At 62.0% G+C, this 14,853-nt stretch carries 15 protein-coding genes and 1 tRNA gene; 8 read left to right on the forward strand and 8 right to left on the reverse strand.

Going from position 1 to position 14,853, the window contains the following annotated elements:
• Positions 1-69: 69 nt before the first annotated feature.
• From MKI88_RS08305 to MKI88_RS08315, 3 genes are read left to right on the forward strand one after another with little or no spacing between them, the layout of a single operon-like run.
• Positions 70-2,892 (forward strand): hypothetical protein, encoded by a 2,823-nt coding sequence (locus tag MKI88_RS08305; protein ID WP_241630707.1) that lies wholly within the window; start codon positions 70-72, stop codon positions 2,890-2,892.
• A 5-nt stretch (positions 2,893-2,897) separates the two neighbouring features.
• A complete protein-coding gene (locus tag MKI88_RS08310) occupies positions 2,898-3,839 on the forward strand; it encodes a DUF2515 family protein (protein WP_241630709.1) in 942 nt (313 codons plus the stop codon).
• Positions 3,840-3,894: 55 nt separating this feature from the next.
• The gene (locus MKI88_RS08315) at positions 3,895-4,713 is read left to right on the forward strand and encodes a hypothetical protein (RefSeq protein ID WP_241630711.1); all 819 of its coding nucleotides are present in this window, start codon (positions 3,895-3,897) and stop codon (positions 4,711-4,713) included.
• Positions 4,714-4,828: 115 nt separating this feature from the next.
• On the opposite strand, the gene MKI88_RS08320 is transcribed toward MKI88_RS08315, so the two are convergent.
• The gene (locus MKI88_RS08320) at positions 4,829-5,476 is read right to left on the reverse strand and encodes an SOS response-associated peptidase (RefSeq protein WP_241630713.1); all 648 of its coding nucleotides are present in this window, start codon (positions 5,474-5,476) and stop codon (positions 4,829-4,831) included.
• 48 nt (positions 5,477-5,524) lie between these two features.
• Positions 5,525-6,184, reverse strand: coding sequence for an SOS response-associated peptidase family protein (locus MKI88_RS08325; protein ID WP_241630715.1), 660 nt, complete (start codon positions 6,182-6,184; stop codon positions 5,525-5,527).
• Positions 6,185-6,351: 167 nt separating this feature from the next.
• Between MKI88_RS08325 and MKI88_RS08330 the strand changes: the two genes are divergently transcribed.
• From MKI88_RS08330 to MKI88_RS08340, 3 genes are read left to right on the forward strand one after another with little or no spacing between them, the layout of a single operon-like run.
• Entirely contained in the window at positions 6,352-6,621 is a 270-nt protein-coding gene (locus tag MKI88_RS08330; RefSeq protein ID WP_241630717.1) for a hypothetical protein, read from the forward strand.
• Positions 6,618-6,929 (forward strand): hypothetical protein, encoded by a 312-nt coding sequence (locus tag MKI88_RS08335; protein ID WP_241630719.1) that lies wholly within the window; start codon positions 6,618-6,620, stop codon positions 6,927-6,929. Before MKI88_RS08330 ends, MKI88_RS08335 begins: the two co-directional genes overlap by 4 nt.
• 18 nt (positions 6,930-6,947) lie before the next feature.
• A complete protein-coding gene (locus tag MKI88_RS08340) occupies positions 6,948-7,298 on the forward strand; it encodes a hypothetical protein (protein WP_241630721.1) in 351 nt (116 codons plus the stop codon).
• Between the two features lie 89 nt (positions 7,299-7,387).
• Here MKI88_RS08340 and MKI88_RS08345 read toward each other — a convergent pair whose 3' ends face one another.
• A complete protein-coding gene (locus MKI88_RS08345) occupies positions 7,388-7,630 on the reverse strand; it encodes a hypothetical protein (protein WP_241630723.1) in 243 nt (80 codons plus the stop codon).
• On the opposite strand from MKI88_RS08345, the gene MKI88_RS08350 reads away from it, so the two are divergent.
• Positions 7,620-7,814: a hypothetical protein gene (locus MKI88_RS08350; RefSeq protein ID WP_241630725.1), complete on the forward strand. Its 195-nt coding sequence runs from the start codon at positions 7,620-7,622 to the stop codon at positions 7,812-7,814. The two genes, MKI88_RS08345 and MKI88_RS08350, sit on opposite strands and share 11 nt — an antisense overlap.
• 686 nt (positions 7,815-8,500) lie before the next feature.
• Here the strand turns inward: MKI88_RS08350 and MKI88_RS08355 are convergent.
• Together MKI88_RS08355 and folK are read right to left on the reverse strand one after the other, a co-directional pair.
• Positions 8,501-8,576 (reverse strand) — tRNA-Lys (locus tag MKI88_RS08355).
• Complete coding sequence (gene folK / locus MKI88_RS08360) at positions 8,567-9,103, reverse strand: 2-amino-4-hydroxy-6-hydroxymethyldihydropteridine diphosphokinase (protein ID WP_241630727.1); 537 nt, start codon at positions 9,101-9,103, stop codon at positions 8,567-8,569. The genes MKI88_RS08355 and folK overlap by 10 nt, the downstream gene beginning before the upstream one ends.
• Positions 9,104-9,126: 23 nt before the next feature.
• On the opposite strand from folK, the gene MKI88_RS08365 reads away from it, so the two are divergent.
• Positions 9,127-9,804 (forward strand): uracil-DNA glycosylase, encoded by a 678-nt coding sequence (locus MKI88_RS08365; RefSeq protein WP_241630729.1) that lies wholly within the window; start codon positions 9,127-9,129, stop codon positions 9,802-9,804.
• A 56-nt stretch (positions 9,805-9,860) separates the two neighbouring features.
• Here MKI88_RS08365 and aguB read toward each other — a convergent pair whose 3' ends face one another.
• From aguB to MKI88_RS08380, 3 genes are all read right to left on the reverse strand, one after another.
• The gene (gene aguB / locus MKI88_RS08370) at positions 9,861-10,709 is read right to left on the reverse strand and encodes an N-carbamoylputrescine amidase (protein ID WP_241630731.1); all 849 of its coding nucleotides are present in this window, start codon (positions 10,707-10,709) and stop codon (positions 9,861-9,863) included.
• A 306-nt stretch (positions 10,710-11,015) separates the two neighbouring features.
• Positions 11,016-13,838, reverse strand: coding sequence for a TonB-dependent receptor domain-containing protein (locus tag MKI88_RS08375; protein ID WP_241630733.1), 2,823 nt, complete (start codon positions 13,836-13,838; stop codon positions 11,016-11,018).
• Between the two features lie 169 nt (positions 13,839-14,007).
• Entirely contained in the window at positions 14,008-14,697 is a 690-nt protein-coding gene (locus tag MKI88_RS08380) for a hypothetical protein (RefSeq protein WP_241630735.1), read from the reverse strand.
• Positions 14,698-14,853 lie beyond the last annotated feature (156 nt).

Raw genomic sequence — 14,853 nt, forward strand, 5'->3', positions numbered from 1 at the left:
CGGACGATCCGGGCAGCGCGGGCCATCCGCGACGCTGTGAGATATGGGTGTTGATGGTTGGAGGTCGCGATGATCGAACTCACGCGTTTTCAGAACTTGCGGCCAGTAGAGTGGCTTCCGGACGAGGCGGTCAGACAAGCGGGCCTCACCCTCTATCCCGACGAAAAGCTGTCCGAGCTCGCCGTCTCGCTGAACGGGGCACCGGACCGGGAAACGCATGGCGCGCTCATGGAGCGCTTTCGCAAGCAGCACCGCGCCGAGCTCGTAACCGGCGTTGATGCACTCTCGCCTGTCGTGCGTACGCTATATGACTGGCTGAATTTCAAGTCGCGCCCGATCCTGCCGCAGGACCTTGCTCAGGTGGCGGCGACGCTGAATGCCAGCGACCTGCCCGACATCGAGACCCAATGGCGGCGCTACGCCGACAATTTCCTGCTCGCGATCGAGGCCAACCTCCTGAGCAAGAATTATTGTGTCGACTTCCAGCTGGTTATCAGGATCTTCCACCTGATCCGGCGCGCGCTGAAGGAAAGCGGCGGGCGCTACGAGCTTGCCGGCGATGTCACGATCGCGCTGATCGAGCAGCTGCTCAGCCAGGCCATCATCCTGCCCGTCGGTGCCATATTCGACCGCTGTCACAAGAAGTGCAGCGAGCGCAACACCATGCAATTGCCCGAGCCCGCAAGGGAAAAGGAGGGCCGTCTCGTCTGTGAATGCAAATGCGATGAAAGCTGCAAGAGGCCCGTCCATCACTGCATCTGCATCCGGCCCTATATCGGCGACCTGTTCCTCATCCGCGAGGAACTCGCGAGATACGATGCGGGCGAGATCGCCGATATCGAGAATATCCTTGCAGGGGAAATGAAGGTCCGCAGGCACCGGATGCTCACAAGGACCGAGGAAACGCTCGAGCTCGACGCCGAAACCGTCAGTTCGTCCGAGCGCGATCACGGTGTCACCGAGAAATTCAACCTGCAAAGCGAGGTCAAGAGCACGGTCGACCAGAAGATCAACCTCGATGCGGGCGTCACCGCCACGCTAAAATATGGAGAGTCGATCACGGTCACGCCGCACGCCAATGTGACCGCGAACTGGGCGAAGTCTGAATCGCGCAACCTCGCGCGATCGCACGCCAAGGATGTCGTCGACCGGGCGGTCACCAAGCTCCAGGAAAAGACGCGCCGCCTCCAGATCAGCAAGACGATCCGGGAGATCGAGGAGCACAACAAGCACAGCATCAAGAATGACGATGCCGGCGCGGTCCACCGCGCGGGCCTATATTACTGGGTGAACAAGATCACCCACGCCCAGGTCATGAACTATGGGCGCCACATGATGTTCGACATGATCGTCCCCGAGCCTGCGGCGATTTTCAGGGCGCTCTACACGAAAAAAATGGCTGCGGACGATGAGCGCAAGGAGCCGCAAAAGCCGAATATCACGCCGGACATCGTGCAAAGGGGCAATTACGGCCAGTTGCTGGCCGAAAACGGCATCGCCACCACCGAGGAACTGCAGCCGCCCGATGAAAAGGCGGCTGTGCAATGGGGTTTCAGCCATAATCTGGGCGAACCCGAAAAGGGCGAGGCCGTCGGTTTTTCCTCGCACGAGTACAAGTCGCCCGAGATCCCGGCGGGCTACCGCGCCAAGAGCATCAGCTATGACGTGCGCTGCTCTACGGGCCACCCCAAGTCGACCGATCCCAGGGACGAGGTGGCGGTATCGGTACACGTCGCCGATACCTGCATCTTCACCAACACGATGAACGAATATTCGGGTGGCGGGGGCCAGTCGAACAAGAATTGGTCGGCGACGGGTTCGAAAACCATGAAGGGCGAGCAGGGCGTCGTGACTGCCGCCGTCGCCGGCTTTTCCTCGCTTGCCCTGTCTTTGAGTGGCACGCTGACCATCACGGCGGAGCTCACCACCGAGGCATTCCAGAAATGGCAGTTCCAGATTTTCAACACGATCATGGGCGAATATGCACGCAAGCTCGAGACCTATAACATGGTCAAAGAAGCGCGGAGCGGTCTGTTCGAAATCAGGGGGCGCAACCCCTTTCTCAACAGGGAAATCGAGCGAAACGAGCTCAAGCGGCATATCGTTGCCGCGCTCATGTGCAATTACTTCAACGGACTGGGCTCGATGATGGAGCATGTCGCTCCCTGCGGCTTTCCCGAGATCGATTTTGCGAAGCTGGAGAAGGATGCGCCCATCATCCAGTTTTTCGAGCAGGTGTTCGAGTGGGAATATGTCACCTACCTCTTCTATCACAGCATGTGGGCCAGGAAGTGCAAATGGCCCGATCTGATCGACGAGAATTCGGGCGACCCGCTGTTCGACAAGTTCCTCACCGCAGGTGCGACACGGGTCCAGGTCCCGGTCAGGCCCGGCATGGAGAAGATCTTCGCCTGGTTCCTCGCAACTGGGCAGATCTGGGGCGCGACGGGGCAGCCGCCGCTTCCGGGCGAAAATGAATATGTCGCGATGATCCAGGAGCTCAAGGAGGCGCGCCAGGGCAATTATGATGAGCGCCCGGGGCTCATCGATGCGACACAGGGCAGCGATGTGCTGATGCTGCATGACAGCAGCTATTATTGGGACGCGCTCAACAATGCGGTGGACTTGTCGGCCGTCGAGAACGACCGCGACCGCGAGATCCTGGTGAACTACGAAGTCTACCGGATCGTGAAGGTCGAGCAGGTGGCGCCGGCTGATCCCACCAAATGGCAGATCACGATCGACCGGCAATTTCCCGACCCGAGCGCCAGTAACATGAAGCATGCGGCCGGCGCGATATTCGTGGGTGCGCCCTGGGAGGTCGTGACGCCGACCCAGCTCGTCTATCTGCGCAACCCCAACGACACCCTGCCGACCTATCCGCTGGTATAGGGGCAATGAGCGACGGCTCCGACTATGGTGCCCAGCAGCAAGGCGGCGGCAATTATGGCGGCTCGACCGGCGGTTCGGGCGGTTATGGCCAGAGCAGGAACCCGCCTGCGCTCTATGGCGGAGCAAGGGTCGTCCTGGCCGGCCAGCCCGCAAGGAAGTCGAAGAATGATTGGCTCAAACAGGCCCTGAGCGAGTTCATCACCTACAAGACGCAGGTGCCCAACCAGATCAATGTGTCCGACGCCCAGGCCTATAACCGCCAGGTCACGACCGCCTATGCAAGGATGTACCTCTCCAATCCGGCGGCCTTCAAATGGGCCGGCATGGCGGCATTCGCCTCGAAGGGGGTGGGAGAGGGCATGCACGCGGCATGGACTTTGGGCTGGGGGGCAGGCGCGCAGACATTTACCCCTGCCGCACTCTGGATCGGCGGGCTGATCCTCGGGCGCACGGCGACGCCCAAAATGGGCCAGCTCCTCTTCTGGGCGCTGAGCGGGGGAAACCGCCTGCTCTGGGCTGACGTCTTCTGGCAGCACCTTGCCTATCGCGACGCCGGATACCAGGCGCTGAAGGACGCAAAGGCCGCAGGCGAGATCACCGACCGGGTGCTGGCCGCATGGACGCTGATCGACGCGGGCGTGAACGCGAAGGACCAGGACAAGATCTGGGCCGGCAATGCGGCGCTGCTCAAATATGAGCAGGAAGTTTTCCTGCAGGGAACCATCTATGACCGCAGCGAGGTAAAGGCGCTGTGGAAGGAAATTTCCGCCGACGTGCCCTCGCCAATCCCCGGGCACAATATCAAGTTCATCGATCATGTCCCGGGGGGGGATATCGGTGTCTTTGCCGATCGCTGGAAATGGGTGGAAGAGAGCATGCTTCCGGCGTGGAAAAGCCTCGAAACCGGCGACCCGGTGAGAGTCGGCAAACTGATAGGGGCTTTGTGATGCGTCTTTGCGAAGCACAGAGCGCGAATGACGCGCGCGCCGCCGGGACAAGCCGATGAACGATCCGGCCGGCTATGGCATGTTGCAGCAGCCGACAGGCGGATATGGCTCAAGCCAGAGTTCGACGTCGCCCTATCGCGGGGCCCCGCCACGCATCGCGCAGGCGCCAAAGAAGAAGCCCAGCCCCAACAAGGAGCCGCGGACGCGGAAAGCGCAGTGGAAGGCGGTCAAGGACGGACCGCGCCAGGCCACCAGGAACATCTATTTCCTGCTCTATTTTTCGGACATTTCCCGGTCTTTCACATTCGACACCTTCCTGCAGAACCTGCACGGGTCGACCGATCCGACCCAATGGGGCCTGACAAGCGATTTCGAACAGGCCCAGGTCAACCTCGTCAGGCTGAGCAATTCGGACACGGCCTGGACCGACCTCGGCAATGCGCTTCACGAAACCGGGGCAATCGTCGTCTATTGGGGGCATAGCGAAAGGGCGAAAAACTCGAGGAAAGCGCGCAATCTTCGTCCGCGGCCCGATTCCGACGACGCTTCGCGCGACATCGCCATCACGCAGCTGAAGGCGCTCGTAAAGACGATGAACGCCAAGGCGTTCATCGTTGCTGCCTGTGCATCCAATGGCTGTATCGGCAAGGTCGACCGGGATACCGCGCTCATCGCCACGGACTCGGGCAAGGATCTGCTGACAAACTCGCTCGACTGGGCGAACGCGCTGCTGATGTTCCTGAAGAAATTCATCGCCTCGGGCACAATCAATGAATGCATTGCCGAAGCCAATGCCTCATTCGCGCAGTCAAGCGATCCCGATGACCGATTCGTGCTGGCGAGCGGGGTGGGGGCAATGACCCTGACCAGCTAGGTACAGGGCACCGCGAGATACACGCACAGCCCTGGCAACGCATATGGGTGCGAGGCGCTTTCCTCTGTCCAGATCTTGCAATCCGCGTGATCGAACCCGGTCGGGAACGCGCCCGCTATTGCAGCATGAGCTGTTCGCCGACCAGCTTTCCTGCCTTGTTCCAAGGCTCGTTGGTGCGCTCCATCACGATCAGATCGTCTGGGAAGCAGCGCTCCTGAAATGCAAGCGCATCCTCGAAACTGCCACCCAGCCAGCGGTCATAGTCCTCAGGCATCAGCAGCACGGGCATGCGGTCATGGACCGGGCGGATCGCCTCGTTGCAATCGGTCATGACGCCCGAATAGACCGGGCCCCATTCGTCGCTCACACGCCATAGCCCCGCCCAGGCAGCGACTGGCTGATCGGTCACCGAAAACCATGTCTTGGTCTTCGCGCCTTTTGGCCCCTCGGCCTCGGCGAAATGACTGAGGGGGATGAGGCAGCGCCACTGCGGTTTGCGTGCAAGTCCGATCCACATCGGTTTTCTGAGGTCAGCAATATTGTTGACCGGTTTGGGCTTGGACTCGGGCTTCATGCCCTTGAGACGCAGCGGAAACCCCCAGGTCATCGACTGCATGACGCGCTCGCCGTCGACCTCGTGGACGACCATGCCGGGATAGCCGGGATAGATTTCCTGCGGCGCGTTCGAGGCGCCGAAGGATTTCACCCGGAAATGTGCCGCAACCTCGTCGCGGCTTGGACGCAAGGCATATTGGTTGCACATGGCCAAGCCTATATCACGAATGGCCGACACCGGCACATGGGCCACGCGCTACAGGAGATCGAGCTGTGGCTGGGCGATCGTGGGCAACTTGCCGCTGCGCCATAGATCCTCGGTTTTCAGCACTTCCATGCGTTCGGCGGCGAACGGCGCGCGGAACTGGAACTCGATCACGTCGCTGATCGAGCCGTGGAGCCAGAGCGTATATTCATGGGGCTCGAGAAGCACGGGCATGCGATCATTGGTCGGCATGACCGCGGCATTGGCGTCCATCGTCATGCCGGCATAGACCGGCCCCAATTCTGGAGTGTTGCGGCAAAAGCCCGCCCAGCACGCAATGGGCTGGTCCCTCACCGAGAACCATGTGCGCGTCATCGCACCCGGAGGCCCGTCAGGATTGCCGAAATGGGTGAGCGGAATGAGGCAGCGATAGCGTGGGTCGACCACGATCTGCTCCCACATCGGATTGGTGAGATCAGCGACAAGGCCGACGCGCCCCGGCGGATCGCCGCCGAGCCGCATCTCGCGCGTGAGCCTTGGAAAGCCCCAGCTCAGCCGCTTCAGCACCCGCCGGCCCTGGTTCTCGATCACGACAAGATGGGGGCAGCCCTCGATCACCTCATAGGGAGGGCTGAGCGCATCGCTCGGTTCGGCATCGAAGTGGCACGCGATCTCCTCGACGCCCGCCATCACCGCATGAAGCCTGGACATGATCGGGTTCCACTCACAGCGACTCGTTGGATAAGCTTATCATGGAACAAATGTAGAACGAAATGGGGTGCGGCATCGGTGCAACCGAGACGTCACGCGCCTTAGCTTCTTCAAAGCCTTAGCAGAGCGCTGTTGCCAATGTTCGTTCTTTGTTCCGATAATGCTGCATGCCGAATCGCCAACCCTTTTCGCTCGACGACCTGCGCCTCCATCTGGCGATCAGGCTGGCGGTCGCCCCGCGCTTCTTGTTCCGTGATCTCTGGGCGCCAAAGAACCGCTCGAAGGACGTCGTACGTGACCAGCTGACAGACCATCTCGTCCATGGCCTCTCTAATCTGGAAATGGTGCGGCTCATCCCCGATGACGAGCCCGATCCCTTTGCAACCGCGGGCGCGCGCTCCCGTCGCCTGCCCGAGGATCCGGTGGGAAAGTCATGACGATCGCGTCGCCCAATCCGATGAAGGACCTGTTCGACGCGGCAGCAAGGCACAAGACGCTGCGCTTCACGTGTCGCTGCGGGCATAGCGCGATCTTCGACGGCCATGCGCTGTGGTGGCGCTTCGAAAAGAAGGGCTGGAACGATGCGCTGAGACTGGTGCCCTTCCATATGCGCTGCGGCAAATGCCGCGCGCTCGGACGACCCAAAATCCCGCCGCGCCTCGAACTCACTGACCTCGACAACGACACTGACCTGCCGATGCCGAGCGAGGAAGACTGGAAACGCGCGCTCCGGCGGAGACGCTGACGGAAAGGAAGGAAATCAATGACGATACTGATCGAACCCGATTTCGATCGGCTGAGGATCTCGGGCGATATCGAGCAGGAGATCATGCTCACCCCCGATAACGAGGGCCTGGCGCGTTTCTCGATCGCGCTCAGCGACGGCGCGCTGCTTGCGGTGCGCTGGGACGGTGAGAGTCACAGCTTTGCGGTTGCGCGCGATGGTGCCGGCATCACCACGATCCGCCCTGCCGGGGCAAGCGAAAGCGTGCGCCATGATTTCCCCATCGACTGGGCGGTGGTCGTGCCCGCAGGCAAGGTGGCCGAGCGACGGCCGGGTCGATCGCCGTTGCCGCTGTTTCCGGAGCATGATGCAGTGGCGATGAACGCGTAAGGCAACAGCGGTTGCGAGCAGTCTATCGTCCGGCTTTCTCCTTCGCGCGAACGCCAGGAAGACAGGCCATCCGCTGCGCTCCCGCAGGTTCAGCCGCGATTCCGGTCGTTGGTGCGGATCAGTTCGCCTATCTCGAGTTCGTCGATGCGCAGCTTGCGAATTTGCGCGCTTCCGATTCTGAGTCGACCAATAGCCAGGGCGCCAATGGCGATCGCGCCAATGGCCAGGACCCCAAGACTTGCGGCCGCCAATGCAAGCGTGCCGACACTGACCGAACCGGTGGCGGACGCCCCCGTCGCTGACGCGCGCGTAATGACGACCTTGCGCGCCACGGCGGGCTTGCTCGTGTCGGTGACGATATCCGAAACCTCGGATACGGGCAGCGGACGTGCGCTCGCCAGTTTTTGCCTGTTCCTGTCAATCATTTCGTTCACCGCGCTTCAGGATTTGAATGGCAAGCCGATGACCATCGCGGCGAAGACCGGTGGGCTGCTTGCCATGTCAGCATGGCTGTAGCTGCTCATCGTTGCAACGGGTTGCGACGAGCTGTCGGTTCGGCAGCCATCAGCAGCCAACATCCCCATTTCGGAATATTCAACCACGCGCTTGAAGTGTCCGAATGCCGGAATCCATTGATTTTCGTTCGGTGGGGCAGCCTTTGGCGACGCTCGCCATTGCTGTGGATGGCCCTGGCGCATCCCTTGGGTTGTTCCACAAAGAGAGATGGAGGATCGCCGCAGCGGTGGGGGGGTGTGCGTCGGTCCTCCATCTCTGCCGAGCCGGTCAAAGGGGGAGACCGGGCCGGTCCCAAAGCGGGAAGCCAGACCCGGTAGTCGCGAGGCATGACGCGATCATTGATACATGTCATCCGCAGCGAATTGAAAAGCATCGATTAAGCCGGTCCGCGCCGATAGCCCGTTCAATTGGCGCTGCAAGCGCCTGGATCGCTAACAATGGGGCGGCGCAGCCGATCCGGCGGGTGCATCGGATCGCGACCATCTCTGCGTTCGTTCATGTCCCGACATTTGCCATTTGGCGTGCCGGCCGTGTTCATTGCCGATCTGTCGTGCTGAGCCGTGCGAAGGCTCGCTGACACCGTCCAGTGCGAAGCGAAATATGCCCAGATTGTTACCTAAGGTGTTACCTATGGGGGCGCTAGAGCCGGGCCCTGATCGCTATCATATTGATTTTTAATTTGATTTTGGTGAGCCGTGCTGGATTCGAACCAGCGACCTACTGATTAAAAGTCAGTTGCTCTACCGACTGAGCTAACGGCCCTCACCAAGGCGGTTTTCCCTAGGAGGGCGGGGGCGCCCGGTCAACGGGGTTCTGCGTTCAAGGCGATAAAGATGGTGGAGAATGCTGCGGTTGGCGAGGGGGTCGCGCCAGTCGGGGGCGATGTCGGCGAGCGGGCGGAGCACGAAGGTGCGGTCGCGGAAATGGCGGTGGGGAATGCCCAGCGCGGGTGACGCCCAGATACCGCCCGACCACAGGATGATGTCGAGGTCGAGCGCGCGCGCCGCCCAGCGTTGCGCGGGGCGGCGGCCGAAGGTGCGTTCGATCCGCTTGAGCCTTGCCAGCAGCGCGGGGGGCGTGTCGTCGCATTCGATGATCGCGGCGGCGTTGGCGTAGCGGCGGCGCGACGGGCCGATCGGCGCGGTTTCGATCGTCGGCGAAATGGCGCGCAGCACGATGCCTTCGGCCTTGATCGCCGCGAGTGCGGCCGCGATCACGTGACGTGGCGCGCCATGGCGACCATGACGCTTGTTGGAACCGAGCGCGATCGCATAGGTTGAAACCGGCATGACCAGCCGCCTATCCCCTTGGCATGTTCATTGAAAGCCCCATCCCGCAAAGCGAACCGCCGCATGACTGCCCGCTGTGCCCGCGGCTTGTGGCGTTGCGCGAGATGCTCCGCGCCGAGCACCCCGACTGGTGGAATGCGCCGATCCCCGCATTTGGCGATCCCGACGCCTGGCTTGCGGTCGTCGGGCTGGCGCCGGGCAGGCAGGGCGCCAACCGGACGAGCAGGCCGTTCACGGGCGACTATGCGGGTGACCTGCTGTTTGCGACATTCGACAGGTTCGGACTGCTCGAGGGGCGTTACGAGGCGCGGGTGGACGACGGGGTCCGCCTGAGGGGCGCGATCATCGTCAATGCGGTCAAATGCCTGCCGCCCGAGAACAAGCCGACGCCCGAGGAGATCCGGACGTGCCGCCCCTTTCTGGAGCGGACGCGCGCATCGTTGCCTCAGGCGCGCGTATTCATTGCACTGGGACAGATCGCGCACCAGTCGACGGTGAAGGTGCTGGGTGGGCGCCTGCCCAAAGCGCGGTTCGCGCATCTCGCCGAACACCGCATGCCCGGCGGCGAGGTGGTGATCGATAGCTATCACTGCTCGCGGTACAACACGAATACGGGGCGCCTGACGCCCGCGATGTTCGAGGCGGTGTTCGCGCGCGCGCTCGAACTCAGACGTCTTGATAGGAATATCCTTACGCGTTGAAGCGCGGTTTTTGGCCATTAGATCGACATATATAGGAATTTACCTATCTGCGCCCGTCACACATCTTCGGCCAGTCGGCCATAGAGATCGGGGCGACGATCGCGGAAGAAGCCCATGCCCGCGCGATGCTTGCGGACCCGATCGAGATCGAGCGTGGCGACGATCGCGCCCGTTTCCTCGCGGCCGAAGTTCGCCTGATAATCCCCCCATTCGTCGGCGATGAAGCTGTGGCCGTAGAAGACCTGGCCATTCTCGTTGCCGATGCGGTTGGCGGCGATGACGGGGACGACGTTGGAGACGCTGTGCCCGACCATCGCGCGCTGCCACATGCGGCTGGTGTCGAGCTCGGGATCATAGGGCTCCGACCCGATCGCGGTGGGATAGAAGAGCAGTTCCGCCCCCATCAGCATCATCGCGCGCGCGCATTCGGGATACCACTGGTCCCAGCAGACCCCGACGCCGATCGTGCCGTAGCGCGTCTTCCACACCTTGAAGCCGGTATTGCCGGGGCGGAAATAGAATTTCTCCTCATAACCCGGACCATCGGGAATGTGGCTCTTGCGATAGACGCCCATGACCGCGCCGGCATCGTCGATCATCGCGAGGCTGTTGTAATGATGCGGCCCGTCCTGCTCGAAGAAGCTGGTCGGGATATAGACCGAAAGCTCGGCGGCGAGCTTCTGCATCGCCAGCACCGCGGGATGCTCGGACGTCGGCCGCGCGCGTGCGAACAGCGCCTCATCCTCGACCTGGCAGAAATAGGGGCCCTCGAAGAGTTCCGGAGGCAGGATGATCTTTGCGCCGCGCGCCGCGGCGTCGCGGACCAGATCCGAGACCGCGGCGATATTGGCGTCGATGTCGTCGGTCAGCGCGAGCTGCAATGCGGCGACGGTGATCTCGGTCATCGGACAAACCTCTTCAAATGCGATGCGCGCGACATAGAGACGCGCCGCCGCCGGGCCAAGGGGCACGGACCGGAGCACGGCTTAAAACCGCTGCGCAGCGGGCCTTAGCTTCACTTAGCTTCACAGATTTCTCACAAACGCGCATCCCGACCGGGCTTCCGTTCCGCACGCCGGATGCGCGTCCGCGGCAGAACGTACAGGGAACGGGCGGTGTAGGAAAGGGGAGGTGACGCCGCGTTCGGCTTGGGTCGAGTGACTCAAGCCGAACGCAGGGTCTTGACTCGCAGCGCCTGGCTGCGCCCTGCCTTACATCTTGAACGTCGCCTTGGCGTACAGATAACGGCCATTGAGATCATAGGTTGTCGGGTCGAAATTGTTGATGTCGCAGGTCACGCATCCGGGCGCCGTGGTGTTGAAGATATTGTTCACGCCCAGCGCAAAGCCGAAATCCTTGTCCTCGCCGACCGTCAGGCGGAACTGCACATCGGTGTAGAAGCGGTCCTTCATGACGTTGCCGCCCGCTTCGTCCAGCTCGGAAACATAACGGCCGGTCAAGGTCATGCCGAAGTCGTCCTTGTCCCAATCGATAATCCCGATGGACTTCCATTCGGGGAAGCCCTGTGACGGACTGCCCTGTTCGGTCCCTTCGCGGCTGATGACCTGTGTGCCGCCCGCCGTGGGTACGATCACGTCATAGTTGAACAGGAAGGTGTTGTTCCAGGTGAAGCCGAACCGCCCGGCACCCGTCTCCCCCGTGCGATAGGTCAGATTGACATCGAGCCCGTCGGTGTTGATGCCCGCGATGTTCTGGAGCAGGCCAACGACCTGAGTGAGCTGTCCGGCGCCGGCGCGCGTCACGAGCGCACAGGCCGTCGGATCATTGCTCACCATGCAGTTGGTGACCGTGACCTCCGCGTCGATCGACTGGATCGCGCCCCTGACCTTGATGTCGTAATAATTGGCCTCGATCGAAAAGCCGGGGAAGTAGGAGGGGCTGTAAACTCCCCCAAAGATCCAGCTTTCCGACGTTTCGGGATCGAGATCGTCATTGCCACCGACCAGGACCGAGATTTGCGGGTTGGCCTGTTGATAGCTTCCATTCGCCGGAACACCGGCGGCAACACAGTTCGCGCGCACGGTGGCGTCATTCTGGAAGCGGAGCGGGGCGGTATTTCCGGGATGCGACGAACAGGGATCGTCAAGCTGCTGGTCGAAGCGCGACTGCGTTCCGAAAAGCTCGCCGATCGAGGGGGCGCGGAAACCCTCGGCATAGGAAGCGCGCAGGCGCAGATCGTCGATCGGTTTCCAGTTGACCCCGCCCTTGAACGTCCATGTCGAACCCGAGGTCGAATAGTCGGAAAAACGCACCGCCCCTGTCAGTTCGAGCAACTGGAAGAAGGATGTGTCGGCCAGAAGCGGCGCATTGAGTTCGGCATAGCCTTCCCAGACCGAATAGCTGCCGCGCGTCGGCAGCGCCGGAATATCCGAGCTGAATCCTGCCGCGACGATCGGGTCAGGATCGAACCTGCCGCTGAGGTCGCGATATTCGACGCCCGCGGCAATACCGAGATCTCCGCCCGGCAGCGTGAAGAGACTGCCGGTAATATTGCCCGTGAAATCCCACAGCTCGTTCTCGCTGCTGTCATGTTGTTCGAAGGTGACGAAATCCATCATCGCCTGGGTGATCGATCCGGCGCCCCCGAACAGGTTGAAGGGGACGCAGGGATTGGTGCAGTTCGCGATCGGACCGAGCGCCTGACGCAGAAGGTTCGAGTTTATGTTCCCGAACATCGTCTGCTTGGCCTTGTTCTTGCCATAGGCGGCGTTCACGTCCCAATACCAGTTGCCTTCGCCGACGGCGAAATCGCCATCGAGCGTGGCAACGCCGTAAAAGGTGTCGACGGTCTGGTTGAACCGACGCGGCCCGCCTTCGACGAACCGCCGGTAGATCAGATCGGTGTTGGACGCATCGAGCGTGACGCCGAAGGGGTTGAACGGATTGGTGGCGTGGACCGTGGTCGCGTCGAGTACCGGGGTGAGGCCGGCGGCCTGACCGATGCCGAATGGCAGGGGAGCCGCTTGATTCTTGGACTTGCGCTGATTCCAGATCAGCTTGGTGGAAAAGTTGACCGCGTCCGAAATTTCGTAGCGGAGATTCCCGAACACGCCGTACCGCTCGACCGGGATCTGCAGATAGTTATATGGCCCGAAATTGAACCGATCATCAGGGCTGACGAAGGCGCGAAAATCGCCTGGCGTCGAGACTCGATTGAGGACCGGCGCACTGAGCGTCAGATCCTGCCCGAATACCTGATATCGGCCATTGGGCAGGAAACCCGAGCAGCCGCCGTCGGCGCAGGTGTCCGAATAAGGGGCGGGGAAGCGCGAGATATCCCGTGCGCCGGCCGACACGCCTTCCTGCTTCACATAGTTGCCGCCGATGACGATCTTCAGCGGGCCGTCACCGCCATTGCCCCAGCTCAGCTGGTAGTTCTGGGTGGCGCCATCGCCACGGTCATAGAGACCGATCTGGGCCGCGGCCATCAGGCCTTCCTGCTGCTTCTTCGTGATGATGTTGACGACGCCCGCGATCGCGTCGGAACCGTAGATCGACGAGGCGCCGTCCTGCAGCACCTCGACGCGCTCGATTGCGCTTTCGGGAATCGAATTGAGGTCGGTCGAGCCGGGCACGCCGCTCGCCGAGGCGCCGTTCACATAGCGAATGCCGTCGACGAGCACGAGAACGCGCCGCGATCCGAGATAGCGCAGGTCGATCTCGGCCGAACCCGCGCCCACGCCACCGCCATCGGGCGGATTGCCGAGATTGCCGCTGTTGTTGAACTTGCCATTGAGGCCGCCACCCGAGCTTGGAAGGCGCTGGAGAACGTCGTTGACCGAGTTGAGGCCGGTCTTGGCGATGTCTTGCTGATCGACAAAGACGATCGGTGCATCCTGTTCGAGCGGGCTGCGGCGGATGCGCGAGCCTGTGACGATGATATCTTCCCCGGACGTCGCGGAGCCCTGATCGTCGGCGGGCACGTTCGACTGCGCCAGGGCCGGCGCGGCGACACCCGCGGCGAGAGCGAAGGAGGCGCAAGAGATCCAGAGATGTTGAGGTAGTTTCGACATGGCTTTCCCCTGACAAAACATGCGGCCCGGGATCGCAATGTCGCGTCTCGGCGCCATTGATCAAAAGTAAAGCATAGCCCAATGGCCCAGGCTAACTGGAAACCGTTTGGGCTGACATTTTCTCTGAACTTGTTGCATCGACGCTACAGGTCGATTTTTCTGCGTCGGATCATCGGGGCCGGCAAGTTGAGCCGCGGCACAACATGCCGGGCGATCTATAGCAGCCGAATCCGCACGCAGGCGCCGCGTGACGCGCGGCGTCTTTGCATAGCGTCGTCCAGCCATTGCTCTGCCGCCTTGCGCTGTTCGTCGGCCTGCGCAGTGGCTTCGCGGTCGGCCTGGTCGAGCGCCTGACGATTGGCGGCGCAGTCGCGGTGCCATTGCCTGTCCTGCGCGGCCTTTGCGCGCGCGCGTCGCGGCCCACCTGCTCGCGACCCAGAGCGGTGAAGACGCGCAGCTGCTTGCCGAGCGACAAATCACGCGGGACCCGAGCGGGTTTGCCGCCGATCAGGGGCGAGACCGGATCGCCGTTGAGCGCGCGATCAAGCACCTCGCCCTTGCGATCACGCATTGCTTCTTCCTGCGCACACATCCAGGCGGCGTCGAAGCTTTCGGCGCCGGGCCTGAGCCGCAGTGCATAGGCACTGCGCACGCTCATCCCGACGGCGCGCGCGGCATCCGACACGACGCCATAGTGCGCGAGCGCCGCGATAAAGGCGCGCTGACGCGCAACGGTCCAGCCGCGCGCACTGCGCCGCGCCATCGGCACCGGATCGAAGGCGAGGAGATCGGCGAGGCCGTCATCCATATCGGCAGGCGTGGGGGCAGCGGCAGAAGTGGTTTCGGGGCGGGTGCGCATCCACCAGCATATCGCCGATTCCGCGGCGTGTAGGACAGCGAATTCGCCACCGTGATTCCGAGCCAAATGTCGATCACACTGAGCAAACAAAGCGATTAGACAGCTCGGTCATCGCGGCGCAATCTTCGTATGCTTCAACTGCACAAAATAACAGGA

The organism is Sphingomonas sp. LaA6.9, assembly GCF_022601895.1.
Lineage (GTDB): Bacteria > Pseudomonadota > Alphaproteobacteria > Sphingomonadales > Sphingomonadaceae > Sphingobium_A.